This window comes from Streptomyces sp. NPDC051636 (genome assembly GCF_044453765.1).
GTDB lineage: Bacteria > Actinomycetota > Actinomycetes > Streptomycetales > Streptomycetaceae > Streptomyces.
This window is the reverse complement of sequence record NZ_JBITDA010000038.1, coordinates 23,516-49,185: the sequence shown is the minus strand read 5'-3', so window position 1 is coordinate 49,185 and position 25,670 is coordinate 23,516. Positions and strand designations below refer to the sequence as shown.

At 71.8% G+C, this 25,670-nt stretch carries 23 protein-coding genes; 11 read left to right on the top strand and 12 right to left on the bottom strand.

Annotated elements, in window-relative coordinates; all coding sequences use genetic code 11:
• Window positions 1-2 precede the first annotated feature (2 nt).
• Window positions 3-1,289 carry an ion channel protein gene (locus tag ACIBBH_RS38205; RefSeq protein WP_399412883.1) on the bottom strand — a complete coding sequence of 429 codons (1,287 nt, stop codon included), beginning with the start codon at window positions 1,287-1,289 and terminating at the stop codon, window positions 3-5.
• Between the two features lie 111 nt (window positions 1,290-1,400).
• On the opposite strand from ACIBBH_RS38205, the gene ACIBBH_RS38200 reads away from it, so the two are divergent.
• Window positions 1,401-2,162, top strand: coding sequence for a MerR family transcriptional regulator (locus ACIBBH_RS38200; RefSeq protein ID WP_399412881.1), 762 nt, complete (start codon window positions 1,401-1,403; stop codon window positions 2,160-2,162).
• 194 nt (window positions 2,163-2,356) lie between these two features.
• Complete coding sequence (locus ACIBBH_RS38195) at window positions 2,357-3,262, top strand: DedA family protein (protein ID WP_399412879.1); 906 nt, start codon at window positions 2,357-2,359, stop codon at window positions 3,260-3,262.
• A 4-nt stretch (window positions 3,263-3,266) separates the two neighbouring features.
• On the opposite strand, the gene ACIBBH_RS38190 is transcribed toward ACIBBH_RS38195, so the two are convergent.
• A complete protein-coding gene (locus tag ACIBBH_RS38190) occupies window positions 3,267-4,928 on the bottom strand; it encodes a threonine/serine exporter ThrE family protein (protein ID WP_399412877.1) in 1,662 nt (553 codons plus the stop codon).
• Window positions 4,929-5,042: 114 nt separating this feature from the next.
• Window positions 5,043-5,534, bottom strand: coding sequence for an inorganic diphosphatase (locus ACIBBH_RS38185; protein ID WP_030342671.1), 492 nt, complete (start codon window positions 5,532-5,534; stop codon window positions 5,043-5,045).
• Window positions 5,535-5,613: 79 nt separating this feature from the next.
• Between ACIBBH_RS38185 and dacB the strand changes: the two genes are divergently transcribed.
• The 6 genes from dacB (at window position 5,614) to folE (ending at window position 13,360) form a co-directional block, all read left to right on the top strand.
• Entirely contained in the window at window positions 5,614-7,248 is a 1,635-nt protein-coding gene (dacB, locus tag ACIBBH_RS38180; protein ID WP_399412875.1) for a D-alanyl-D-alanine carboxypeptidase/D-alanyl-D-alanine-endopeptidase, read from the top strand.
• Between the two features lie 154 nt (window positions 7,249-7,402).
• Window positions 7,403-8,536, top strand: a complete 1,134-nt coding sequence (locus ACIBBH_RS38175; protein ID WP_399412872.1) for a zinc-dependent metalloprotease — start codon at window positions 7,403-7,405, stop codon at window positions 8,534-8,536.
• Window positions 8,537-8,729: 193 nt separating this feature from the next.
• Window positions 8,730-9,758, top strand: coding sequence for a tRNA lysidine(34) synthetase TilS (tilS, locus tag ACIBBH_RS38170; RefSeq protein ID WP_399412870.1), 1,029 nt, complete (start codon window positions 8,730-8,732; stop codon window positions 9,756-9,758).
• Between the two features lie 74 nt (window positions 9,759-9,832).
• Complete coding sequence (gene hpt / locus ACIBBH_RS38165; protein WP_399412867.1) at window positions 9,833-10,393, top strand: hypoxanthine phosphoribosyltransferase; 561 nt, start codon at window positions 9,833-9,835, stop codon at window positions 10,391-10,393.
• 196 nt (window positions 10,394-10,589) lie between these two features.
• Window positions 10,590-12,629 (top strand): ATP-dependent zinc metalloprotease FtsH, encoded by a 2,040-nt coding sequence (gene ftsH / locus ACIBBH_RS38160; protein ID WP_399412865.1) that lies wholly within the window; start codon window positions 10,590-10,592, stop codon window positions 12,627-12,629.
• A gap of 125 nt (window positions 12,630-12,754) precedes the next feature.
• Window positions 12,755-13,360, top strand: a complete 606-nt coding sequence (gene folE / locus ACIBBH_RS38155) for a GTP cyclohydrolase I FolE (protein WP_399412863.1) — start codon at window positions 12,755-12,757, stop codon at window positions 13,358-13,360.
• A gap of 34 nt (window positions 13,361-13,394) precedes the next feature.
• On the opposite strand, the gene ACIBBH_RS38150 is transcribed toward folE, so the two are convergent.
• The 6 genes from ACIBBH_RS38150 to ACIBBH_RS38125 form a co-directional block, all read right to left on the bottom strand.
• The gene (locus ACIBBH_RS38150) at window positions 13,395-13,883 is read right to left on the bottom strand and encodes a DUF3180 domain-containing protein (RefSeq protein WP_399412861.1); all 489 of its coding nucleotides are present in this window, start codon (window positions 13,881-13,883) and stop codon (window positions 13,395-13,397) included.
• Between the two features lie 83 nt (window positions 13,884-13,966).
• On the bottom strand, window positions 13,967-14,578 hold the full coding sequence (gene folK, locus ACIBBH_RS38145) for a 2-amino-4-hydroxy-6-hydroxymethyldihydropteridine diphosphokinase (protein WP_399412859.1): 612 nt from the start codon (window positions 14,576-14,578) through the stop codon (window positions 13,967-13,969).
• A complete protein-coding gene (gene folB / locus ACIBBH_RS38140; protein ID WP_166001081.1) occupies window positions 14,575-14,934 on the bottom strand; it encodes a dihydroneopterin aldolase in 360 nt (119 codons plus the stop codon). The genes folK and folB overlap by 4 nt, the downstream gene beginning before the upstream one ends.
• A gap of 248 nt (window positions 14,935-15,182) precedes the next feature.
• Window positions 15,183-15,686 (bottom strand): nuclear transport factor 2 family protein, encoded by a 504-nt coding sequence (locus tag ACIBBH_RS38135; RefSeq protein WP_399412857.1) that lies wholly within the window; start codon window positions 15,684-15,686, stop codon window positions 15,183-15,185.
• Complete coding sequence (gene folP, locus ACIBBH_RS38130) at window positions 15,683-16,642, bottom strand: dihydropteroate synthase (protein ID WP_399412855.1); 960 nt, start codon at window positions 16,640-16,642, stop codon at window positions 15,683-15,685. The genes ACIBBH_RS38135 and folP overlap by 4 nt, the downstream gene beginning before the upstream one ends.
• Window positions 16,643-16,735: 93 nt before the next feature.
• Window positions 16,736-18,574 carry a phosphatidylglycerol lysyltransferase domain-containing protein gene (locus ACIBBH_RS38125; protein WP_399412902.1) on the bottom strand — a complete coding sequence of 613 codons (1,839 nt, stop codon included), beginning with the start codon at window positions 18,572-18,574 and terminating at the stop codon, window positions 16,736-16,738.
• Window positions 18,575-18,803: 229 nt separating this feature from the next.
• On the opposite strand from ACIBBH_RS38125, the gene ACIBBH_RS38120 reads away from it, so the two are divergent.
• Both ACIBBH_RS38120 and ACIBBH_RS38115 read left to right on the top strand, forming a co-directional pair.
• Entirely contained in the window at window positions 18,804-19,931 is a 1,128-nt protein-coding gene (locus ACIBBH_RS38120; RefSeq protein WP_399412853.1) for an alpha/beta hydrolase, read from the top strand.
• Between the two features lie 61 nt (window positions 19,932-19,992).
• Window positions 19,993-21,129, top strand: coding sequence for a hypothetical protein (locus ACIBBH_RS38115; protein ID WP_399412851.1), 1,137 nt, complete (start codon window positions 19,993-19,995; stop codon window positions 21,127-21,129).
• Window positions 21,130-21,587: 458 nt separating this feature from the next.
• Here the strand turns inward: ACIBBH_RS38115 and ACIBBH_RS38110 are convergent, their stop codons facing one another.
• Both ACIBBH_RS38110 and ACIBBH_RS38105 read right to left on the bottom strand, forming a co-directional pair.
• Window positions 21,588-22,934, bottom strand: coding sequence for a PH domain-containing protein (locus ACIBBH_RS38110; RefSeq protein ID WP_399412849.1), 1,347 nt, complete (start codon window positions 22,932-22,934; stop codon window positions 21,588-21,590).
• Window positions 22,931-23,434: a PH domain-containing protein gene (locus tag ACIBBH_RS38105; protein WP_399412847.1), complete on the bottom strand. Its 504-nt coding sequence runs from the start codon at window positions 23,432-23,434 to the stop codon at window positions 22,931-22,933. Before ACIBBH_RS38105 ends, ACIBBH_RS38110 begins: the two co-directional genes overlap by 4 nt.
• Before the next feature lie 49 nt (window positions 23,435-23,483).
• On the opposite strand from ACIBBH_RS38105, the gene ACIBBH_RS38100 reads away from it, so the two are divergent.
• A complete protein-coding gene (locus tag ACIBBH_RS38100) occupies window positions 23,484-24,635 on the top strand; it encodes an NADH-quinone oxidoreductase subunit D (RefSeq protein ID WP_399412900.1) in 1,152 nt (383 codons plus the stop codon).
• On the opposite strand, the gene ACIBBH_RS38095 is transcribed toward ACIBBH_RS38100, so the two are convergent.
• Window positions 24,600-25,643, bottom strand: a complete 1,044-nt coding sequence (locus ACIBBH_RS38095; protein ID WP_399412845.1) for an SAM-dependent methyltransferase — start codon at window positions 25,641-25,643, stop codon at window positions 24,600-24,602. The genes ACIBBH_RS38100 and ACIBBH_RS38095 overlap by 36 nt on opposite strands.
• Window positions 25,644-25,670: the final 27 nt, after the last annotated feature.

Here is a 25,670-nt window from a genome sequence, read left to right as displayed (position 1 = left end):
GGTCAGCGGACCGGGCTTCCGTCCTCGCGCAGCTGCATCTGCGGCCGTCCCGTGACCAGCAGCCAGGTCGGCAGTGAGGCGATGCAGAGCACGGCGAGGACCGTCGGCGAGGCCACGATGACCGCGGCCGTGAACAGGCTCACCCAGGCCTGCCGGGTGATCGCCAGGAGCAGGCCCAGCACGCCCGCCGCCACGCCCAGGGCGGGATCGACGGCGGGCACGCACGCGTGCGCGCACAGGCCGAGCGCGACGCCGATGAACACGGACGGGAAGATCCGCCCGCCGCGGAAGCCGCTGGACGCGGCGACCAGCAGTGCGGCCACCTTCACCACCGCCAGGACCGCGAGCCGCCCCGCCGAGTTGCCCTGGGGATTCCGCGCCAGCTCCGCGGCCTCGGCGAGTCCCTTGAAGAGCGTCAGATGCCCGCCCAGCGCCGCCAGCAGCCCCAGCACGAGCCCGCCGGCCGGCAGGGCCAGCATCGGGTGGCCCAGACGCCGGAAGCCGCCGTGCACGTACGGGAAGGCGTAGACGGCGCACAGGCCCACCAGGCCCGCCACGGGCGCGATCACCAGGGCGGCCAGGAGATCGCCCCAGTCCGGTCGCCCGAGCGGGGGCAGACCGAGGTCCAGGGCGGGGTGGGCCACCAGGGCGGTCGTCAGCGCGCCCGCCGCAGCGGCGACCAGCGGCGCGAAGACGTTGTCCCACAGCGCCCCCTTGAGCGGCCGTCCGGCCAGCGCCTCGGAGATCACCAGCGCGGCCGCCACCGGTGTGCCGAACAGCGCGCCGATCGTCGCCGACTCCGCCAGCATGCCCCACACGCCGCCCGGAAGGCCGGGGACCAGCCGGTGCCCGAGCCAGAGCGCGAGCCCGACGTTCACCACGATGATCGGGTTCTCCGGCCCGAGACTGGGCCCGCCCGCGAGCATCAGCACGGTCGCCAGCAGCAACCCCGGCAGCACGACGGGCGGCAGCGGCACGGCGTGCAGTGACAGCGTGGCCGGGTCCGGACCCGCGTGCCCGGGCACCTTCCACACCACCAGCCCGACCAGCACGCCCGTCGCGGTGAGCATCACCAGCATCCACAGCACGGAGTACCGGCCGACCCCGAGCGCGTCGGGCAGGTTCGTCCACAGCAGGTCCTGGAGCCGCTCGGCCACCCCGTTCACCAGCAGCAACAGCAGGCTCGCCCCGACTCCGACGACCAGAGCGGGCAGGATCAGCGGCAGCAGGGCACGCGCGGGCGTCGCCGGGGCGGTCGGGGGCGCCTGCCGCGCGGTGTCCTGGGCCACAAGATCACTATAAGCGGACAAAGCCGGCACAACATCTCGAGGGAAACGGGCTTGCACCTCACGTCACGTGAGGGCCCACCGTGGAGTGCGTACCGAGAGAAGGAGCGGAAAGTGAGCTACTCCGTCGGACAGGTGGCCGGTTTCGCCGGAGTCACGGTGCGCACCCTGCACCACTACGACGACATCGGCCTGCTCACCCCGAGCGAGCGCAGCCACGCGGGCCACCGGCGCTACAGCGACGACGACCTCGACCGGCTGCAGCAGATCCTGTTCTACCGGGAGCTCGGCTTCCCGCTCGACGAGGTCGCGGCCCTGCTCGACGACCCGGACGCGGACCCGCGCGCGCACCTGCGCCGCCAGCACGAGCTGCTGACCGCCCGGATCGAGAAGCTGCGGAAGATGGCCGAGGCCGTGGAGCACGCCATGGAGGCACGCACGATGGGTATCAACCTCACGCCCGAGGAACGGTTCGAGGTCTTCGGGGACAAGGACCCCGCGCAGTACGCCGACGAGGCGGAAGCGCGCTGGGGCGGCACCGAGGAGTGGGCGGAGTCGCAGCGCCGCGCCGCCCGCTACACCAAGGACGACTGGAAGCGCCTGCAGGCCGAGGCCGACGCCTGGAGCGAGCAGTACGCCGCCCTGGTGGCCGCCGGCGAGCCGCCGGCCGGCGAGGCGGCCATGGAACTGGCCGAGGAACACCGGCAGCACATCAGCAGGTGGTTCTACGAGTGCCCGTACGAGATGCACCGGTGCCTGGCCGAGATGTACGTGTCCGACCAGCGCTTCAAGGCGTTCTACGACTCCGTGCGCCCGGGCCTCGCCGAGCACCTCAAGGAGGCCATCCTGGCGAACGCCGCCCGCCACGCCGCGTAACCCCTGGCCCGGGAGTGATCCCGGGCCAGGACCCTCCAGGTCCGTACGCGCACGTGCTCACAGCTTTGTGCCGGTCGCCGCGCAGTGCATCCTGAAGGCACCGGTGGAACCTGGGGCGGACGCATGGCGTTGATAGCTTTGTGCGGCCGCACAAGGACACCGCCGTCGCCTTCACCCCTCAGGAGCCCGGACCCGTGATGACACTCGCCCTCGGCCCGAGCTGGCTGGACCCCGACTACCTGCTCAGCACGTACAGCATCTGGGGCCTGCTCCTCATCGTCTTCGCCGAGTCGGGCCTGCTCATCGGGTTCTTCCTGCCGGGTGACTCGCTGCTGTTCACCTGCGGACTGCTGATCACCTCCCACAAGCTGGACTTCCCGCTGTGGGCCGCGATCGCCCTCATCTGCCTGGCCGCGGTCCTCGGCGACCAGGCGGGCTACATGTTCGGCAGGAAGGTCGGCCCGTCCCTCTTCAACCGCCCGGACTCCCGCCTGTTCAAGCAGGAGAACGTCACCAAGGCGCACGACTTCTTCGAGAAGTACGGTGCCAAGTCCCTGGTCCTGGCCCGCTTCGTGCCCATCGTGCGCACCTTCACGCCGATCATCGCCGGCGTCAGCGGCATGCGGTACCGCTCGTTCCTGGTCTTCAACGTCATCGGCGGCGTCCTGTGGGGCGCGGGCGTGACCCTGCTCGGCTCCTGGCTGGGCAACGTCGGCTTCGTCAACAAGCACATCGAGGCGATCCTCATCCTGATCGTCCTCGTCTCGGTGGTCCCGATCGCCATCGAGTTCCTGCGGGCCCGCTCCAAGGCCAAGAACGCGCCGCCCGCCGCCCGGCAGCAGGCCCCGGTCATGGACGACGCGACGACGCAGCTGCGCCGCATCGAGCCGGAGCACCAGGAGCCGGCGTACGAGCAGCAGCAGCCGTACAGCTCCGGCCAGAACTACGACCAGAACTACGACCAGAGCTATGACCAGAGCTACGACGAGTACTACGGCCGGCAGCAGCACCCGCAGAACCACGGCCGACAGCAGTACCCGCAGGACTACGACCAGCAGCAGTACCCGTACGACTACAACCAGGGCAACTACCGCCAGTAGGCGCTCAGAACCCCCTGGTCCGCTTCGCGGCCCGCCGCCCCTCGGCGGAGCCGAACCGCAGGAACAGCCGCGAGATCTCCGACCCGAGGTTGACCCCGATGGCGATGGCCATGGCCAGCGACGCCGCCTTGGCCAACGACACGAGCCCCTCGTCGACCTCGTTCTGCGCCATCGACAGCAGCCCGAAGTACGTGGCCGACCCCGGCAGCAGGGGCCCGATCGCGGCGGTCGTGTACGGCAGCGCCGACGCGAACCGGTAGCGGGACAGCAGCTGCCCGAACAGCCCCACCAGCCCCGCCGCCACGGCCGTGGAGGCCACCGGCGAGATACCGCCGGCGTAGTGCATCGCCCCGTACACCGACCACGCGACACCGCCGTTGAGGGTCACGGCCAGCACGGTGGACCGTTCCTGTTGCAGCAGGACGGCGAAGGTCAGCGACAGCAGCATCGACGCCGCGATCTGCAGCAGCGGCCGCTCGGCGATGTTCAGCGCCGCGTCCGGATTGAGCTTGGCGCCCACCTTCACGCCGAAGTACAGCACCACCAGCACGCCGACGACGATGCCGACGAAGAAGTACATGACCTCCAGCAGCCGCGCGGAGGCGGTGATGTAGAAGCCGGTCAGCCCGTCCTGCACGCCCGCCACCAGCGCCCGCCCCGGCAGCAGCGCGAACAGCCCACCGGTGATGACGGCCGAGGCCACCACGTCGACGTGGGTCAGCGTGAGCGCCACGCCGATCGCCGCGGGCGGCATCGCGGCCACCGTGAACTGGTAGAACTCCGGCAGCCCGCGCCCCGCGCACAGCCACGCCAGCCGGTCGCCGAGAATCGCGCCCAGCGCGGCCGCCACGAACACGATCACGTCACCGCCGACGAGAAGCGAGGCCGCCCCCGCCAGCAGCCCGGCCGCCGAGGTCAGCGCCCAGCCGGGGTACGGGTGCCGGTTGCGGCGGATCTCGGCGAGGCGCCGGTAGGCCTCCTCCAGCGAGATGTGGGTCTCGGGGTCGGTCAGGTCGTCCACGAGCCGGAATACGGCCGCGAGGCGCGTGTAGTCGGTCCCCCGGCGCCGCACCGTCCGGGACGCCGTCACCGGGTCCTCCACCAGGGACGGCTGGTGCGAGATCGACAGCAGGGTGAAGGTGACGTTCGGCTCGCACCGGTCGAGCCCGTAGGACCGGCACACCGCGAACATCGCGGCCTCCACGTCCTCGGCGTTCTCGCCGCCCGCGAGCAGCAGCTCGCCGATACGCAGCGTCAGGTCGAGCACGCGCGGGACGGCCGGGCCGCCCTCGTCCGCCTTCTGCACCGGCTCCGGCGCGGGCCGCTCCGTCACCGGCATCCGCAGCATCGTGCGCATCCGGTCCTGCCAGGGCGCGTCCTTGATCAGGCTGACCGCCGGTATCCCGGTCGGCGGCGTGAACGCGGGCGGTGCCTGCTTGGCGTGGTAGGTGCTGGGCGGGCTGAACGCCGACCCCTCCGGCTCGGGACTCGACGGCTGCGGCGCGTCCAGCCCCTCCGGCACCGCGAACTCGGAGGTGGTCTCGGACTCACCACCGGTCTTCGGGACGGCGAGCCCCCGGGGAATCGCGAACTCGGACGTGATCTCGGGATCGTACGAGCTCCTCGCCTCGTCCGACCGAGGCTTGCGCTCCTCCGCCTCCGTCACTCCGCAACGCTCCCTGAACGACACCTTCCGTAGGCCTCAGTATGCGCATGGCTACGCAGACGGGCCGCGGCACCCCACCAGGGTGCCGCGGCCCGTGCGAGCCAAAACCTGCGGTCAGTGACCGCCCTGCTCCTTGAAGCGCTTGTACGACCGCTCGATCTCCACCTCGGCGTCCGTACGGCCGACCCAGTTGGCACCCTCGACCGACTTGCCGGGCTCCAGGTCCTTGTAGACCTCGAAGAAGTGCTGGATCTCCAGGCGGTCGAACTCCGACACGTGGTGGATGTCGCGCAGGTGCTCCACCCGCGGGTCGGTGGCCGGCACGCACAGCAGCTTGTCGTCGCCGCCCGCCTCGTCCGTCATCCGGAACATGCCGATCGCGCGGCACCGGATCAGGCAGCCCGGGAAGGTCGGCTCGTCCAGGATGACCAGCGCGTCCAGCGGGTCGCCGTCCTCGCCGAGGGTGTTCTCGACGAAGCCGTAGTCGGTCGGGTAGGCGGTCGAGGTGAAGAGACGACGGTCCAGGCGGATCCGACCGGTCTCGTGGTCCACCTCGTACTTGTTCCGCGAACCCTTCGGGATCTCGATCGTGACGTCGAACTCCACCGGTGGCTCCTCCATGATCAGCACATAGTTCTGGTGGTTAAGTGTCCCTCACGCAGGTGTGTGATCGCGAAAGGGGCTGGTGGTCGTGCCAGAGCTGAGGCCTTGGCGAGCCGCGAGACCGCATGTGGTGCGGATCGCGGAAGCCGTACGACCACGACTGGCACGGGCCGCCACGGCCGCGAAACCGCAGGTCGTGCGGGTGACGCGGGTGACGCGGGCAGTGAAACCGCAACTTGCGCGGATCACGTCCCTGGCCCCGCGGTCCCGGGGGACCTCCCGGCCGGCGGCCCTGAGGACCTGGCAGTACAGCGCCGGCGCCGCCACCGCCGGACTGGCGCTGGCCGCCGGTGTGGTGACCGCCGCCGGTCCCTGGGACGCCAGTGGTCAGCGTACGGCCGAGCGGGACCGGGCCGCCGCTCAGGAGCGGGCAGGTGGCAGAGATCACGGCGGCGGCTCCGGTACGACGGCCGCCGGCCCCCGGCCCGCCCCCAGCGCCGCGTCCGTCCTGACCGGCCTCGGCGGCGACACGAACACCGTGAAGTCCGCCCCCGCCGGGAAGGCCCTCGCGGACGTCCTGGGTCCCCTTCTGGACTCCTCGGCGCTCGGCAGCGTCCGTACGGCGGCCGTCGTCGACGTGGCGACCGGCAGGCGCCTGTACGGCACCGGCGCGGACAGGGCCATGACCCCCGCCTCCACCACCAAGATCGCCACCGCCGTCGCCGCCCTGTCCGCCCTGGGCGCCGACCACCGCCTCACCACCCGCGCCGCGCTCGAACCGGACACCGGCGAACTCGTCCTCGTCGGCGGCGGCGACCCGACCCTCACCGCCCACAAGGAGGCGGAGGGCTGGGCGAGCCTGCGCACACTGGCGGACGACACGGCCGCCGCGTTGCGGAAGCGCGGCGTCCACCGGGTCACCCTCTCCTACGACACCACCCTCTACGCGGGCACCGCACTGCACCCCATCGGCGTCAACGACAATCTCGCCCCCGTCAGTGCCCTCACGGTCGACGAGGGCCGCACCGACGACTCCACCAGCGGCCCGGTGACCCGGGTGGCCGACCCGGCGGCGGACGCGGCCCGCAAGTTCGCGGCGCTCCTCGAAGAGCACGGGATCAAGACGACCTCCCCCGGCCCCTCCAAGGCGACCGGCCGCGCGAACACCCTGGCCACCGTCTCGTCGCCCCCGCTCTCCGCCCTGGTCGAACGCATGCTGACCAACAGCGACAACGACATCGCCGAGGCCCTGGCCCGCCAGACCGCCCTGGCGACCGGGGCGTCCCCCGGCTTCGACGGCGGCGCCACGGCCGTCGCCGCCCGGCTGAAGAAGCTCGGCCTGCCGGTCACCGGCGCGGAATTCCACGACGGCAGCGGCCTGGACCGCGACGACAGACTCACGGCGGACCTCCTGACGGCCCTGCTCGTCAAGGCCGGCTCCCCGTCCCACCCCGAACTCCGCCCCGTCCTCACCGGCCTCCCCGTCGCGGGCTTCACCGGCACCCTGACCAGCCGCTACACCGACGGCGCCGCCGGCATCGTCCGCGCCAAGACAGGCACACTGACGGGCGTGAACACCCTGGCCGGCACGGTGGTCGACCGTGACGGCCGCCTCCTGGCGTTCGCGTTCCTGACATCGGACACGACAGACCCCACGGAGGCCCAGGCGGCCCTGGACCGAACGGCGACGACACTGGCGGGATGCGGCTGCGGATAGGACCCGCGCCGTGCCGCCGTGGGCACTCGTTCCGCAGGGCGATGGCCCCTGCCCAGGCAGGCACCCAGCACCAACCCCGGTCACCCACAGCCCCCCTGGGCCCCGCCTACCTCTCACCCTGCCCCCAGCGGCAGCGCTCACGTACGGTTGACACATGACGAGCATCGGTGGTGCCGCTTCTTCAGGGATGGTCGACTGGAACCTCGCGGTGGCGACCGCGACCCGGCTCGTACGGCCGGGCCCCGACGTCAGCCGCGACGAGGCCCGGGCCGTCGTCGCGGAGTTGCGCCGCCACGCCAAAGCCTCGGAGGAACACGTCCGGGGCTTCACTCGTATGGACACCGAGGACGCCCGGGACACGCCCGTCCTGGTCGTCGACCGCCCGGGCTGGATCCGGGCGAACGTCGCCGGATTCCGGGAGATCCTCAGGCCGCTGCTGGAGAAGATGCAGGAACGGCGCGGCAACACCCCCGGCGGCGCGGTCCTCGGCGCCGTCGGCGGCAAGGTGACCGGCGTCGAACTGGGCATGCTGCTGTCCTTCCTGGCCTCCCGCGTCCTCGGCCAGTACGAGACCTTCGCCCCCGCCACCCGCGACCTCCCGGCGGGCGAGGACGGCGGCGGCCGGCTGCTGCTGGTCGCGCCGAACATCGTGCACGTCGAACGCGAACTCGACGTCGAACCCCACGACTTCCGCCTGTGGGTGTGTCTGCACGAGGAGACGCACCGCACGCAGTTCACGGGCGTGCCCTGGCTGCGCGACCACCTCGAGGGCGAAATCCAGTCGTTCTTGGCGGAGACCGACGTCGACCCGATGACCGTGCTGGAACGCGTCCGGGAGGCCGCCCAGTCACTCGCCGGGGGCCGCCCCGAGGGCGAGGAGGACGACGGCGGCCGGTCCTTCGTGGAACTGGTGCAGACCCCGGCCCAGCGCGAGATCCTCGGCCGCCTCACCGCCGTGATGTCGCTCCTGGAGGGACACGCCGACTTCGTGATGGACGGGGTCGGGCCAGAAGTCGTACCGACCGTCGCGGAGATCCGCGAGAAGTTCCAGCAGCGCCGCGCCAAGGGTGCCTCCCGACTGGACATCGCCCTGCGCAAGCTGCTCGGTCTGGATGCCAAACTCAGGCAGTACCGGGACGGCGAGCGCTTCGTCCGGGCCGTCGTCGACCAGGTGGGCATGGACGGCTTCAACCGGGTGTGGACCTCCCCGAACACCCTCCCCACCAAGGCGGAGATCGCCGAACCGGCGGACTGGGTCGCACGGGTGCACCGCAAGGCCGAGTCCTGAACGCCGTGAGGAAGCGGTGAAACGAATCCGGCCGACGGCAGGCGAACGCCCCTCCAATCACCCGTCCGAGGGACCGTGAGCGATGGGTAGGCGTGCAATGCTCGGGGAACGGCCCGTTTCTGTCACCATCGACACACTCTGAGTGACCGAACCTCGGGCTCAACCCCCGAAAACTTCATGAAGGGAACCGGACATGGGTCCCCATCCTGCGGTCGCGGCGATACGCCTGGCGGTCCGCCGCGTCCTCCACGACATCCTCAACGACCAGACCTCCGCCCGGACCCCGGACGAGGCAGCCGAGCGTCCCCCCTCCCCGCTCGTGCTCGTCGCCTGCTCCGGCGGTGCCGACTCCATGGCCCTCGCCTCCGCCCTGGCGTTCGAAGCGCCCAAGCTCGGCATCCGTGCCGGCGGCGTCACCGTCGACCACGGCCTGCAGCCCGGCTCGGAACTGCGCGCCCAGGAGGTCGTCCTCAGGCTGCGCGAGCTCGGCCTCGACCCGGTGGAGGCCACCACCGTGACCGTCGGCCGCGAGGGCGGGCCCGAGGCCGCCGCCCGCGACGCCCGGTACGCCGCCCTCGACGCCGCCGCCGAGTGCCACGGCGCCGCCGCGATCCTGCTCGGCCACACCCGCGACGACCAGGCCGAAACCGTCCTGCTGGGTCTCGCCCGCGGTTCCGGCATCCGCTCCCTGTCCGGAATGGCCGCGGTCTCGGGGGCCGGCGGCCGTTACCGCCGCCCCTTCCTGCAGCTCGACCGGCAGACCGCCCGCAAGGCCTGCATGGTCCAGTCCCTCCCGGTCTGGGACGACCCGCACAACGCCGACCCCGCCTACACCCGCTCCCGGCTCCGCCACGAGGGCCTGCCCGCCCTGGAGAAGGCGCTCGGCAAGGGCGTCGTCGAGGCCCTTGCCCGCACCGCCCAGCTCTCCCGCGACGACGCCGACGCCCTCGACGCCTGGGCCCGCCAGGCCGAGGCCTCCGTCCGCGACGCCGCCGGACTCCTGGAGTGCGCCAAGCTGTACGCCCTCCCGCCCGCCGTGCGCCGCCGCATCCTGCGCCGCGCCGCCATCGAGGCCGGCGCACCGGCCGGTTCGCTGTTCGCCCGCCACATCGAGGAAGTCGACCGGCTGATCACCGGCTGGCGCGGTCAGGGAGCCATCAATCTCCCGGGCAGGGTCATCGCTCAGCGGCAGGGTGGCAGACTGGTGATTCGGCAAGGCTGAGGTCCGTACCTCCCGGGAGGACCGTCCGGCGGTTCGGGCAGCCGAAGGCCGTAAGTGCGGGACGACCGAAAGTGATGCGGGTGGACGCGAAAGACATGGGTGCCGACCTCAAGCAGGTGCTCATCACCAAGGAAGAGATCGACGCGAAGCTGGCCGAGCTGGCCGCGAAGATCGACGCTGAGTACGAGGGCAAGGACCTGCTGATCGTCGGCGTGCTCAAGGGCGCGGTGATGGTCATGGCAGACCTCGCCCGGGCGCTGTCCACCCCCGTCACGATGGACTGGATGGCCGTGTCGTCCTACGGCGCGGGCACCCAGTCCTCCGGTGTCGTCCGGATCCTCAAGGATCTCGACACCGACATCAAGGGCAAGCACGTCCTGATCGTCGAGGACATCATCGACTCCGGGCTGACCCTGTCCTGGCTGATCTCCAACCTCGGCTCCCGCGAGCCCGCCTCGCTGAAGGTGTGCACGCTGCTGCGCAAGCCCGAGGCCGCGAAGGTCGCCATCGACGTGGAGTGGGTCGGCTTCGACATCCCCAACGAGTTCGTCGTGGGCTACGGCCTCGACTACGCCGAGAAGTACCGCAATCTCCCGTTCGTCGGTACGCTCGCGCCCCACGTCTACGGCGGCTGAGCCCTGGCGGGCCCAAGTTCGTAAGACGATCGGGAACCCCAGCGGGTTTCTCACCGTTGGAGCATGCAGAGACGGGATTGCCGGCCGCCCGCGCAACATCGTGCGGCTTCGGGCGACAATGCTGGGGTACCGTCAGAAGAACTGTCTTATCAAACTCACTGTGGCAGGAGGGACGGGGCGGCACCGCTCCGTATGGATGGACGTGAAGCGATACTTCCGTGGGCCGGTCATGTGGATCGTGCTGGCCGTCCTTGCCGTGGTCGTGTTGATGCAGGTCGTCGGCTCGTCCGGTGGCTACAAGACGGTGGACACCGGCCAGGTCGTGGCGGCGATCAATGAGAACAAGGTCGAGTCGGCCAAACTCACCACCGGCGACGAGGAGACCGTCAAGGTCACACTCAAGGACGGTGTGAAGGTCGACGGCAGCTCGAAGATCCAGGCGAGCTACATCGGCGACCAGGGCGTGGCCATCGCCAGCACGCTGCAGAACAAATACCAGGACAAGCAGATTCCGGACGGCTACACGGTGTCGCCGTCCAAGCAGAACCCGTTCCTCGGCGTCCTGCTCTCCCTGCTTCCCTTCGTCCTCATCGTGGTCGTCTTCCTGTTCCTGATGAATCAGATGCAGGGCGGCGGCTCCCGGGTCATGAACTTCGGCAAGTCCAAGGCGAAGCTCATCACCAAGGACACCCCGAAGACGACGTTCTCGGACGTCGCGGGCGCGGACGAGGCCGTCGAGGAGCTCCACGAGATCAAGGAGTTCCTGCAGGAACCGGCCAAGTTCCAGGCCGTCGGCGCCAAGATCCCCAAGGGCGTGCTGCTGTACGGCCCGCCCGGCACCGGCAAGACCCTGCTCGCGCGGGCCGTCGCGGGCGAGGCGGGCGTGCCGTTCTACTCGATCTCCGGCTCCGACTTCGTCGAGATGTTCGTCGGTGTCGGTGCCTCCCGAGTCCGTGACCTGTTCGAGCAGGCCAAGGCGAACGCCCCGGCGATCGTCTTCGTCGACGAGATCGACGCGGTCGGCCGCCACCGCGGCGCCGGCCTCGGCGGCGGTCACGACGAGCGCGAGCAGACGCTGAACCAGCTGCTCGTCGAGATGGACGGCTTCGACGTCAAGGGCGGTGTGATCCTCATCGCCGCGACGAACCGGCCCGACATCCTCGACCCGGCCCTCTTGCGCCCCGGCCGCTTCGACCGCCAAATCGCGGTCGACCGCCCGGACATGCAGGGCCGTCTGGAGATCCTCAAGGTCCACCAGAAGGGCAAGCCGGTCGCCCCGGACGTCGACCTGGCCGCGGTCGCCCGCCGCACGCCGGGCTTCACCGGTGCCGACCTGTCGAACGTGCTGAACGAGGCGGCGCTGCTCACGGCCCGCAGCGACCAGAAGCTCATCGACAACAAGATGCTGGACGAGGCGATCGACCGCGTGGTCGCGGGCCCGCAGAAGCGGACCCGGATCATGTCGGACAAGGAGAAGAAGATCACCGCGTACCACGAGGGCGGTCACGCCCTGGTCGCGGCGGCTTCCCCGAACTCCGACCCGGTCCACAAGATCACGATCCTGTCGAGAGGCCGTGCCCTCGGCTACACGATGGTCCTGCCGGACGAGGACAAGTACTCGACCACGCGCAACGAGATGCTGGACCAGCTGGCGTACATGCTGGGTGGCCGCGCGGCCGAGGAGCTGGTTTTCCACGACCCGACCACGGGCGCGGCGAACGACATCGAGAAGGCCACGGCCACGGCTCGCGCGATGGTCACGCAGTACGGCATGACCGAGCGCCTGGGCGCGATCAAGTTCGGCGGCGACAACACCGAGCCGTTCCTCGGACGTGAGATGGCTCACCAGCGTGACTACTCGGAAGAGGTCGCCGCGCTGGTGGACGAGGAAGTCAAGAAGCTCATCGAGAACGCGCACAACGAGGCCTGGGAGATCCTGGTCGAGAACCGCGACGTCCTCGACAACCTGGTGCTCCAGCTGCTGGAGAAGGAGACCCTGGGCAAGGAGGAGATCGCCGAGATCTTCGCCCCGATCGTCAAGCGCCCGCCGCGGCCCGCCTGGACCGGCTCCTCCCGCCGTACGCCCTCCACCCGTCCGCCGGTGCTCTCCCCGAAGGAGCTCGCACTGACCAACGGGGCGAACGGCGCGACCCCGGCGATCAGCACGGTCAAGTCCACGGCGACGGAATCCGCCCCGGCGACCGAGTCGGCCCCGGAGGACCGCCCCGAGAGCTGACCGTTCCCGGACCGGAATGATTGCCGCGCCCCCCAGGTTCTAGCCTGGGGGGCGCGGCATTTCGCATGTCCGCAGATGAGGCGCGTGGCCCACACGCGTGACCCGCACATGAAACGAGGCACCACATGACCGACCCCGTGACGCTGGACGGCGAGGGCGTGATCGGCGAGTTCGACGAGAAGCGCGCCGAGAACGCCGTACGCGAGCTCCTGATCGCGGTCGGCGAGGACCCGGACCGTGAGGGCCTGCAGGAGACGCCGGGGCGGGTGGCGCGGGCGTACAAGGAGATCTTCGCGGGGCTGTGGCAGAAGCCCGAGGACGTGCTGACGACGACGTTCGACCTGGGCCACGACGAGATGGTGCTCGTGAAGGACATCGAGGTGTACAGCACGTGTGAGCATCATCTCGTCCCGTTCAGGGGAGTCGCTCACGTCGGCTATATCCCGTCCGTCACGGGCAAGATCACCGGTTTGTCCAAGCTGGCCCGGCTCGTGGACGTCTACGCCCGCCGCCCCCAGGTGCAGGAACGACTCACCACGCAGATCGCGGACTCCCTGATGGAGATCCTGGAGCCGCGGGGTGTGATCGTGGTCGTCGAGTGCGAGCACATGTGCATGTCGATGCGCGGTATCCGCAAGCCGGGCGCGAAGACCATAACGTCGGCGGTGCGCGGCCAGCTGCGGGACGCGGCGACGCGGAACGAGGCGATGAGTCTCATCATGGCGCGCTGACCGGCGGCCGGCACGTCGACGTGACGCGGGCGGGTCACGCCACCGGTTCCGCCCCCGGATGGTTCTCGTCGTCGTCCTCCGGGAGTTTGCACACCCGCTCCAGGAAGAGGGCGGCCGCTACCACGGCGATGCCGGCGAGAACCGAGAAGGCCGCGTAGATGGCCTGGTCGCGGCGGGCGGGAACGTCGAGGAATGCCAGGAGGAAGACGCCCGTGCCGCCGTACATGCCGGCGACGAGGGCGGCGACCAGGGCGCTGGACTGGCCGAAGACGACCGCGCGGGCGGCCATCAGGGGGTCGACGCCCTTGGCGCCGGGGCGGCGCTCGCGCTGGGCCTTCAGGCGGGCGCGCAGCGAGAACGCCGTGGACAGCAGGACCACGGCGATCAGGGCGAGGACGATGGGGGCGGCCACGGGGACGCTGGGCAGGGTCCCGATCGAGTTCCACAGGCGGGCGCCCGCCCAGGACAGGACGCCGGCCACGACGAACACGCCGGCCAGCACCCTGATGCGCAGCTCTTTCACGATGTCCCTTCAGCTCCCCCGGACCGTGGCCGTGGGCGGCCCGCCCCAGTGTGCCCGTGTGTCGGTCGTCTTGACCTTAACGACTACTCGGGCAGTCGGAGTTCCAGGTCCCCCCGGGCAGCGACGCCGTCGCGGGTGACGGCGCCGAGCAGGTCGGCGACCTTGCCGCGGCCGGGCAGTTGGGCGTCGGGGTCCACGTCGTGCCAGGGCGCCAGGACGAAGGCGCGCTCGTGGGCGCGGGGGTGCGGGAGGGTGAGGTGCGGGTCGTCGGAGGTGACGTCGGCGTACGCGACGATGTCGACGTCGAGGGTGCGCGGGCCCCAGCGCTCGTCCCGGACCCGGTTGAAGGCCTCCTCGACGGCGTGCGCGCGCTCCAGCAGGGAGGACGGCGGGAGGGTGGTCTTCAGGACCACGACCGCGTTGAAGTACGACGGCTGGCTGCCGGGCTCCACGCCCCACGGCTCCGTCTCGTACACCGGTGACACGGCCTTGATCCGCAGGCCCGGGGTGTCCTCGAGGGCGTCGATGGCGCCCTGGAGGGTCTCCAGGCGGTTGCCGAGGTTGGAGCCGAGGGAGATCACGGCCAGCCGGGGGTTCTGCAGGGTGGTGTCGGCGGCGTCGACCTTCTCGACGACGGAGGCGGGCACCGGCTGTACGGTCGGGTCGGTGGGACCCTGCGTGAAGGATGCGGTCATACTCGGCTCCGGGTGATGGTGACGGTCACGTCGTCGAAGGGGACCGTGATCGGGGCGTCCGGTTTGTGGACGCGGACCTCGACCTCCTGGACCCCTTCGTGCTTCAGGCAGGCCTGGGCGATGCGCTCGGCGAGCGTCTCGATGAGGTTCACCGGCTCGCCCTCGACCACGGCCACGACCTCCTCGGCCACGATGCCGTAGTGCACGGTCTTCGCCAGGTCGTCGTCGGCCGCGGCCGGCCGGGTGTCCAGTCCCAGGACGAGGTCGACGATGAAGGTCTGGCCCTCCTCGCGCTCCTTGGGGAACACACCGTGGTGCCCGCGGGCCTTCAGGCCGCGCAGCGCGACACGATCCACGCGAATCACTCCTGCAGTCGTCGGTAACGGCCGGTCCGTGCCGTGTGCGGGCGGCACACCGGCCTCGGACGAATCTACCCGCGGCCTCGGCCAGAACCGGGCCGCGGGGGCGTGGGCCGGCGGCGGGACCGGGAGGGTTCATCGCGCGTTTCCCCTGCGGAACCCGGTGGCTCACAGGCTGGTAGCCGCACCTACCCGCGGGTTCGTGATTCCAACCACTTCTTGGTCCCTGCGGGCCGCCTACCCACTCAGGCGGGTGTGTCGTCGTCCTCGGCCTCGTCGTTTTCGGCCAGAACGGGGGACGCGTGGTGGGACCAGAGTTTCCAGCCGAGGGGCGTGCGGCGGAAGACGTTCGTGGCGACGACGAGTTGGCCGACGAGGGGGCCGAGCTCCTCGCCGCCCTCGGGGGCGGGGCCGCCGCTGAGGATGTTCTCCGTGCAGGTCACGAGGGCGGTGTCGCCGGTGACGGAGACGTGCACGTCGGTGAGGAAGAACTGGATGTAGTCGGTGTTCGCCATGATCAGCGCGTACGACCTGAGGACCTCGCCGCGACCGGTCAGCACCGGCCAGCCCGGGTGCACGCAGGAGACCACGCCGACGTCCGCCGGGTCGTGGAACGTCTCGTCGACGCCCAGGTCGGACGGGGTGAGCCAGAGCGAGGACAGTTCTTCGAAGTCACCGCGCTCCATCGCCTCGTAGAAGGCGGTGTTGGCGAGTTCCACCTGCTCGACGTCGGTGTGGGGGGCGCTCACCGGGCTCCTTCCACCGGTGCCTGCGGCGCCTCGGCGGGGGAGTCCCCGGCGCTCGGCGCCCCGGGCCGTGCGTCGGAATCCGGCGTGGCCCCTGTGGCGCGTGCCCCCTCCACCGCCCGCGCCACCCGTACCGCGTCCGCCGTGGCCCGTACCTCGTGGACGCGCACCGCCCAGGCGCCGGCGTGGGCGGCGAGGGCGGAGACGGCCGCGGTGGCGGCGTCGCGCTCGCGGGCCGGGGGAGGGGCGCCCTCCGGGCCGGCGAGGACGCGGCCGAGGAAACGCTTGCGGGAGGCGGCCACCAGCAGGGGGTGGCCCAGGGCGTGCAGACGGTCGAGGTGGGCGAGGAGGGCCAGGTCGTGTCCGGCCTCCTTGGAGAAGCCGAGGCCGGGGTCGACGACGATGCGGTCGGGGGCGATGCCGCCCGCCAGGACGGCCTCCACACGCGCGCGGAGCTCGTCGACGACCTCGGTGACGACATCGTCGTACACGCCCTTGACGTTGCCGTCCCGCAGGAAGCCCCGCCAGTGCATGACGACGAAGGGGGCGCCCGTCTCGGCCACCACCGGGATCATCGCCGGGTCGGCGAGGCCGCCGCTGACGTCGTTGACGAGGGCGGCGCCGGCCGCGAGCGCCTGTTCGGCGACCCGGGCGCGCATGGTGTCGACGGAGACGACGACGCCCTCGGAGGCGAGGCCGCGCACGACGGGGATGACGCGCCGGAGCTCCTCCGCCTCGTCGACGCGGGTGGCGCCGGGGCGGGTGGACTCGCCGCCGACGTCCACCAGATCGGCCCCCTCGGCGACCAGCTCGAGTCCGTGCTTGACGGCGGCCGTGGTGTCGAAGAAGCGGCCGCCGTCGGAGAAGGAGTCGGGGGTCACGTTCACGACCCCCATGACCGCGCAGCGGTCCCATGCCGGAAGGCCCGCCACTCGGCCGCGGCCGCTCTGGTTGCTCATACGTTCAGCGTAGGCCCAGCCCGGGGACGGCCGAGTGCGCGGCTCGGGCGGAAGCCCCCGGGCTGGAGGGGGCTTCCGCCCGGGCCGGTCGGGTCACGCCGCCCGGACGTCGCGGACGTCGCGGACGTCGCGGACGTCGCGTTCCGCGAGCGCGTGGGAACACGGACGGGCGGCGGCGGAGCGGCGGAGCAGGAAGCGCGGCAGCGGGAGGGCGAGGTTGACGAAGCCCTCCGCCTGCATGGCGGCGAAGCCGATGCGGGGCAGGTCACCGGAGGCCCGGTAGACCACGAAGCGCGGCTCCCAGCGTGGCTGGAACTTGGCGTTGAACTTGTACAGCGACTCGATCTGGAACCAGCGGGAGAGGAACACCAGCAGCCCGCGCCAGGCGCGCAGCACGGGGCCGGCGCCGATCTTCTCCCCACGCGCGAGTGCCGAGCGGAACATCGCGAAGTTCAGCGACACGCGCGTGATGCCGAACTTCGGGGCCGCCTGGAGCGCGGCGACGATCAGCAGCTCGTTCATGCCGGGGTCGGCCGAGCGGTCGCGCCGCATCAGGTCCAGGGAGACGCCGTCGGTGCCCCAGGGCACGAAGTGCAGGATCGCCTTGAGGTCGCCGTAGGGCCCCGGTTCGGCGTCGGCCTTGTGGGCGGTGGCGATCAGGCAGTCCGCATCGGCGGGGTCGCCGATGCGGCCGAGCGCCATGGAGAAGCCGCGCTCGGTGTCGGTGCCGCGCCAGTCCTCCGCCGCGCGCCGGATACGGTCCAGTTCGGCCTCGCCGAGGTCACCGATGCGCCGTACCCGGGTTTCGTAGCCGGCCCGCTCGATGCGCTTGACCATCTGTCGCACGTTGCGCATCGCGCGTCCGGCGAGCGAGAAATCCGCGACGTCCACCACCGCCTCGTCACCCAGTTCGAGGGCGTCCAGGCCGGTCTCGCGGGTCCACACCTCGCCGCCCGTCTCCGAGCAGCCCATGACGGCGGGGGTCCAGGAGTGGGCCTTGGCCTCGTCCATGAACCGCTCGATGGCGCCCGGCCAGGCCTCGACGTCGCCGATCGGGTCACCGCTGGCGAGCATCACGCCCGACACGACCCGGTATGTCACCGCCGCCTTGCCGCTGGGCGAGAAGACGACCGCCTTGTCGCGGCGCAGCGCGAAGTGGCCGAGGGAGTCGCGGCCGCCGTGCTTCTCCAGCAGGGCGCGCAGCCGGGCCTCGTCCTCGTCCGTCAGCCGCGCGGCCGGGTGTTCGGGGCGGAAGGCGAGGTAGATGGTGGTGACCGCGGTGATCCAGCCCAGGGCGCCGAGGGAGAAGGCGACGGTCCAGGAGGTGTTGCCCTCGTAGTTCACCGGGCCCTCGAAGCCGAACAGGCCGTAGAGGACGTGTGTCAGGCGATCGGCCACGCTCGGGTCGCCGATCGTCCGGTTCGGGTGGACGCTGACGATGACCAGTCCGAGGACGAGGGAACCGGCGCTCATGAGGACGAAGTTGGCGAGCGCGCGCCACCGGCTGCGCGGATCGGGCAGGGCCGCGAACTCGTCGCGGTGGCGCAGCAGCAGTACGAGCAGCGCGAGCGAGATCAGCGCTCCTGTGAGGGAGTGCCGGTACACGAACTGCGCCGCCGCGCCGGCCGGCAGCAGCGCCACCGCGGCCCGCCACGCCCGGCGCTTGCGCCGTCTGAGCCCGTGCGCGAGCAGCAGCAACAGCACGCCCGCGCTGAGCGAGAGCGCCGCGGCGAACGGGCCGAAGGAGCCCGGCAGCACCTCCGCCATGGCGTGCATACGGCTGTGACGGAAGCGCGGGAACACGCCCGCGGCAATGTCCAGGAGCCCCACGACCGCACAGGCCCTGCCGACCAGTGCGGGGGCGGCCTCGGGACGCGGACCACGGACTATGCGCCGCGCCCAGCTTGATCGGCTCGGAACCCCGCCCGAGATTTCCCCATCTATCCTGACAGACATCGCATCCCGTAGTTCTGCGAGAGACCTTGAGCCCGGTGCCCGTTTCGGGCATCCGGCGACATTGCGCCCTCTAGGACGGTGTCTCGGGGGAGGAGGTTCCTTCCTCGCCGGAAAGCCGGTTCAAAGCCCAAGGAAAGCCCGGGGCAAGCCCTCGTGACGATTGCGTCGGCGGGCCGCGGGCGGAAAGCGCAGGCAGGAACAGACCATGGGTCTCACGAGCAACAAAGTGCTGGTGGTGGCGATCGCGCTCGCCGTCCTGCTGTTCGTCGGCACGGTGTGGCTGTGGCCACGGCTGGCCAGGAGCGGCTGGCGGTCCGTCAGCGGGCGGGTCGGTCTCCTCTTCGCCACCCAGGTGATGCTCTTCGCCTCCGTGGGCATCGCCGCCAACCAGGCCTTCGGCTTCTACGCCAGCTGGGCGGACCTGTTCGGCCGGGAGACCGACCAGGGTGTCGTCGTCGACCACACGACCAACGGCGGCACCGGCGGCCCGCTCCAGGTGCTCTCCACGCAGAAGGTGACAGGGGTGAGCGGAACGCGGCCGCAGACGGCCGGGCAGGTCCAGAAGGTGGACATCGTGGGCCGTACGACCCACATCGCCACACCGGCGTACGTGTACCTGCCGCCGGAGTACTTCCAGCCGCGGTACCGCACCCGTACCTTCCCCGCGGCCGTCGTCCTGACCGGATATCCGGGCACCGCGCAGGCGCTGGTGGACAAACTGCATTACCCGGGCACGGCGCAGCAGCTGGCCAAGGACGGCCGGATGCAGCCGATGATCCTCGTCATGCTGCGGCCGACGGTGGCGCCGCCGCGCGACACGGAGTGCGTGGACGTTCCGGGCGGGCCGCAGACGGAGACGTTCTTCGCCAAGGATCTGCCCGATGCCGTACTGGCCCACTACAGGGTGGGCAAGAAGCCGGGGAGCTGGGGGATCATCGGGGACTCCACGGGCGGTTACTGCGCACTGAAGCTCGCCATGCACCATCCGGACGTGTACGCGGCGGGCGCGGGCCTGTCTCCCTACTACAAGGCGCCGATCGACCCCACGACCGGTGACCTCTTCCACGGTGACAGGACCCTGCGGAATCGTTCCGACCTGTGGTGGTGCCTCAAGCACGAGGAGGCGCCGGACACCTCACTGCTCGTCAGCAGCAGCAAGATCGGCGAGTCCAACTACAAGGACACGCTGAAATTCATAGGGCAGGTGCGGGCCACGAACCTGACCAGGATCTCGTCGATCATCCTGGAGAGCGGCGGCCACAACTTCAACACCTGGCGGCGGGAGATCCCGGCGACGCTGCAGTGGATGAGCGGGCGGCTCAGTGACCGCTGAAAGGCCGTGTTTTTACGGGGCGGGGGCGCCAGAATCGCCTACTCGCGGTAAGTTTCTGGCCATGCCACGTGGACGTCACCGCCATTCCCCGCCCCTGCACAGGCTGTTGCCTCCGTCGGCGATCGCAGGCGTCTCCGTCGTCTGCGCATTGGGCCCCTGGGTGTTCTCGGAGCAGCTGGTGCTCCGCTCGCTGGCCGCGGCCGCCGCGGTGACGGCGGTCGCCGGTGCCGTCGTCATGCGCCGCTGGGACGCGCAGGCCGGCAGGCAGGTAGCCGACCTCACGCGCGCGCGGGCGAGCGACGAGTGGCGGTACGAGGAGCGGGTCGCCGAACTGGAGACCGACCTGGAGGAGTCCCGCGAGCTGCGCGGGAAGCTGGAGCAGCGGCTGCGGGCCAAGCGGGCGGAGCTGGCGGCCCTGCGCAACGAGCATGCCGCGCTGCTGCGCCGGTACGCCACGGCGGAGACCGAGCGGGCCAGCGCGCTGGAGGGGCGGCGGCTGCTCGAGATAGAGGCCGCGGAGCCGTCGTCGGCGCGTGCGCTGCCGCCGGCGCGCGTGTCGGAGGAGGACGGGGCTGCGACCGCTCCGGCCGAGGACGCCGCGGCCGAGCCCACGGCATCCGGGGTGTTCTCGCCGGAGGGTTCCCAGCTGTTCCTGCGGGCCAAGGTGGCGCTGGCCCGGTTCGACGCCGGTGACGAGGCTCCGGAGGCCGGGGCTGAGGCCGTTGCCAAAGGGGACGGCGCTGACGGGGACGTGACGGAGACACAGGAGGACGAGGGGCAGGGGCAGCCGGAGGCGGTCGACGAGCACGGGCACGCGGCCGCCACCACCACGACGGCTCCGGCCGGCACCGCCGCGCCCGCTTCGCGGGCCACAGGGCAGCCCACCGGGCACTTCACGGTGCCGACCGCGGTGGCCGTCGTACCGGCCGCGCCCGTGCGGCGCCCGGCGGCCGGGGGCGGCTTCGACTTCTTCGGCACCCAGAAGGGCTCGCCCTCCCCCGCGCTGGACGCCGTGCAGAACGAGGACCTCGCCGACGTGGTCGGCCAGGAGGCCCTCGCCCTCCACAAGGCCGAGTCCGAGGCCCACTTCAAGCCCGCCGACGCGGAGTCCCGGTCCGTCGGCCAGGTCATCGACCTGACGGCCCACGACGAGACGGAACAGATCGACGTGCAGGGGCTGCGCAGCGCGGCCTCCTGAGCCTCGCCGAGGGCGCCTCGTGGGGGCCCGCGCCCTGCCGTCCGCCTGGCGGCGACGCGAGCCCCAGCGGGGTTTGCCGCCCCCGCCGCCCCTACCCGTTCCCATCCCCCGGGGCGCCGTCCCTACGACCCCGCCAGGGGCGCCGTCCCATGGGACCTCTCTGGGGCATCTGCCCCGCTGCGCGGCTCTGCTCCGGGCCTCTGTTGGGCTTCTCTCCGGGCCTCTGCGGGGGCTCCGCCCCGGACCCCCTGCGGGGCCGCCCCCGCGCCCCGCAGGGGGTTGCGTCCCAGACCGCGCTTCGGCCTGAACGGCCTCGTTCTCGAACGCCGCGCCGGGGCCGGCCGTGCGCCGTGACCAACCCGGCGTAAAGCCGTCCGCTCAGCCGCGCGCAGCGCCCCGCCGGGGCGGCGTCCGGGCGCGGGCGGCATCCCTCAGCGCCGGCCCCGGCACCAGCAGCGTCAGCTCTCCGGCGGAGCCGACGTCATCCACCGGTCCGGGCCCGCGTGCCGGCGCCCCGTCCGGGAGCGTTCCGCCTGACCCCGCAGCAGCGCCGCCGCCTCCTCCGCGTCCCGCAGCCGTGCTGTCACGGTTTTGTCGGCTCCAGTGTCCACGTGGACGTCGGCGACCCGCCACAGGCGCTCCCAGGGGCCCTGGGTGAGCCGTACGCTCTGGACCTTGGCGTGCGGGACCAGGGCGAGGCTGCGGCGCAGCAGGCCGTGCCGGGCGGCGAAGGCGGTGTCCGTGACCGCGATGCCGTGCCCCCGCCACCAGACCGGCACGCACCAGCCGGCCCGGCGGGGCGGTCGTACCGGTGCGGAGGGCACGGTCGCCCCGGGCAGCACGCGCGCGACGACCGACTCCGCGATCGCGCGCGGGGCCACCGGTACCAGGACGGAGTTGGACGACCCGGCCACGTCCAGTTCCACCCGCACCCAACCGTGCCGCCGCCACAGCAGCGGCTCGACGATCCGTACGGTCTGCACCCGCCCCGGCGGCACCGTCTCGTGCGTACGGTCCAGCAGTCCGTGATCGATCCGCAGCCCGTCCGGGGACTCGGCCACCGTCCAGTCGTACTCCCCGACGAACCGCCCCGCGCTGCTCGCGCCCGCCGCGCCGAGCAGCGGCAGCCCGGTGGCGAGGACCGTCCACACGCTGTTCGTGGCCAGCCACAGCACCGGCGGCACGACGAGCGCGGCGGCCAGCGAACCCCAGGTCGCACCGGTCAGGGCCAGGGATATCGCGAGCTCGCGCGGGGGCACGCGCAGCAGCTCGCGGGCGGGCGCCTCGCCCACCTCGCGCGCCGCCTCCGGCGCGAAACCGGCCGCGCGAGCGAGGAGTTCGGCGCGCAGGGCGCGTGCCTCGTCCTCGCCCAGGAAGGCCAGTTCGTCCTTCTTGTCGGCCCCGACGACGTCGATCCGCAGCTTGGCGACGCCCGCCACGCGCGCGAGCAGCGGCTGGGTGACGTCGACGGCCTGGATGCGCTCCAGACGGATGTGCGCCGTGCGTCGGAAAACCAAACCCGTCCGTATGCGCAGCTCGGTGCCGGTCACCGCGAAGTGCGTGAACCACCAGGACAGGAAGCCGTAGAGGGAGGCGGCCGGAACCAGGACGGCGAGCCCGGCCAGGAGCATGGTCGTGGTCAGCCTGGTCAGCTGCTGCTGCGTCTGGTTCGGGTCGTGCACGGCCCACCCGGCGAGGACGGCGACCGGCGCCCACGCCCGCCGGAACGGCGTCACGGGGTGCAGCCGCCGCTCCGGCACGGGCTCCTCCTGCCGTACCTCGCCGGCGGCGCCCGGCGCCGTCACAGGCCCGCCGATCGGGCCTCGCCCAGCTCGGTGAGCCGGTCGCGCAGCCGCTCCGCCTCGGCCGGGTCGAGGCCGGGGATGACCGCGTCGGTCGCGGCGGCCGCGGTGTGCAGCTGCACGCCGGCCAGCCCGAAGTGCCGCCCCACCGGCCCGGAGGTGACCTCGACCAGCTGCATCCGCCCGTACGGCACCACCGTCTCCTCGCGCCACAGCACACCGCGGCTGATCAGCAGGTCGTCGGCGCGCTCGGCATAGCGCCAGGACCGCCAGTTGCGGCCCAGCAGCACCCAGCCCCACGCCATCAGGGCCAGCGGCAGCAGCGCGAACGCGGCCCAGGCGGGCCCGGCGAGCAGGCCGAGCAGCAGCCCGGCGGCGAGGGCGGCCGCCCCGAGCCACACCACCAGCAGCAGCCGCCGCATCCGCAGCAGCCCCGGCGGAAGCCCCCGCCACACCGGCTCGGCCGCCGTCACCTCACCAATTTCCCCGCTCCCCGTCTCCATACGGCCAGCCTACGTAGGGGAGACTGTGTCCATGACGTCCATGACTCCTGTGACTCCCGCGACGGAGACCACGGTCGGTATCGGCGGTGCCGCGGAGAGCACCGACATGGTGCTGAACATCGGGCCACAGCACCCGTCCACGCACGGCGTGCTGCGGCTCAGGCTCGTGCTGGACGGCGAGCGCATCCTGTGCGCGGAACCGGTGATCGGCTACATGCACCGGGGCGCGGAGAAGCTCTTCGAGGCGCGCGACTACCGCCAGATCGTCGTGCTCGCCAACCGCCACGACTGGCTGTCGGCCTTCTCCAACGAGCTGGGTGTGGTGCTCGCCGTGGAGCGGATGCTCGGCATGGAGGTCCCCGAGCGCGCGGTGTGGACGCGCACGCTGCTGGCCGAGCTGAACCGGGTGCTCAACCACCTGATGTTCCTCGGCTCCTACCCGCTGGAGCTGGGCGGCATCACCCCGGTCTTCTACGCGTTCCGGGAGCGCGAGGTGCTCCAGAACGTCATGGAGGAGGTCTCCGGCGGGCGCATGCACTACATGTTCAACCGCGTCGGCGGCCTGAAGGAGGACCTGCCGGCCGGCTGGGCCGCACGCGCGCGCGGCGCCGTCGCCGCCGTGCGCTCGCGCATGGACGTCTTCGACGACCTGGTCCTCGGCAACGAGATTTTCCGGGGCCGCACGCGGGACGTGGGCGTACTCGCACCGGAGCACGTGCACGCGTACGGCGTCAGCGGTCCCATCGCGCGCGCCTCGGGCGTCGACTTCGACCTGCGCCGTGACGAGCCGTACCTGGCGTACGGGGAGCTGCAGGACGTCCTCCAGGTCGTCACCCGGCAGGAGGGCGACTGCCTCGCCCGCTTCGAGTGCCTCCTGGCGCAGACCCACAACGCGCTGGACCTGGCCGACGCCTGCCTGGACCGCCTCGCCGACCTGCCTCCCGGCCCGATCAACCAGCGGCTCCCCAAGGTCCTGAAGGCACCCGAGGGCCACACGTACGCGTGGACCGAGAACCCCCTGGGGATCAACGGCTACTACCTGGTCAGCAAGGGCGACAAGACGCCGTACCGGCTGAAGCTGCGCTCCGCCTCCTACAACAACATCCAGGCGCTGACCGAGCTGCTGCCGGGGACGCTGGTGGCGGACATGGTGGCGATCCTGGGCTCACTGTTCTTCGTGGTCGGGGACATCGACAAATAGATCGGGTACGTCCGGGATTCCCACGGGCTGCAGCAGCCACCCGAAGTCGCCGAGCCCGCCCGGCGCGGTGAGCTCGGCGGCCTCGCCGGCACCCGCGAGGGCGCGTACGTACTCCGTGGGGTTGCTGGACGCGAGTGCGAGCGGGGGGCGTGCGCCCTCGAGGCCCAGGGCGCGCAGCGCGTCTCGTTGGGTGAGCAGGCGGGCGCCCGGGAGTGTGCGCGCCGTGGGATGCCCCGCGCACGCGTCCAGGGCCACATGCGCCGTGATGTCGCACGACCCGTCCGGTACGGGCGCCGTCTCGCGTCCCTCCCGGAAGCCGGTGAGCGTCCCGAACGGAGGGCGCGCGCCCGCCGTGTGCGCGTAGTCGACGGCGACCGCCAGCCCTCGCTCGACCCGCGCGACGGCCGACGCCCACGCGGCGTCCCTGGGCAGCCCGATCTCCGCGCGCAGCCCCTCCTCGGGCGGCAACGGCCACCACCGCGCGAGCCACCCGGCCTCCGCCCCCGACACCGGCTCACCCAGCCGCTCGCGCCCGTCCTCCCGTACGAGCACCAGCCGGGGCACGCCCTCCGCGTCCACCTCCGCTACGTCGACGGGCACGTTGTCCAGCCACTCGTTGGCGAACAGCAGCCCGTGGATCCCCTCGGGAGGTTCGCTCAGCCAGGTGATCCGGTCGTCGAGCCCCGCCGGGCGACCGGCCAGCTCGACGGCGTACCCGCGCGCGCGGGCGGCCACGTCGGCGGGCAGCGCGGCGAGCACGCCCGCGACCAGCTCGCCCCGCCCGGCCCCCATGTCGACGAAGTCCAGCGTCCCGGGCCGCCCCAGTGCCTCGTCCACCCGGCACAGCAGCCGCGCCACGGCTCCCGCGAACAGCGGCGACGCGTGGACGGACGTACGGAAGTGGCCGGCCGGTCCCTCGGGCCGCCGGTAGAAGCCGCCCGGCCCGTACAGGGCCGCCTCGGTGGCCGCCCGCCAGCCCCGCCACCCACCGGTGTTCTCATCGGTCACCGGGACAGACTAGGCACACAGGTGATC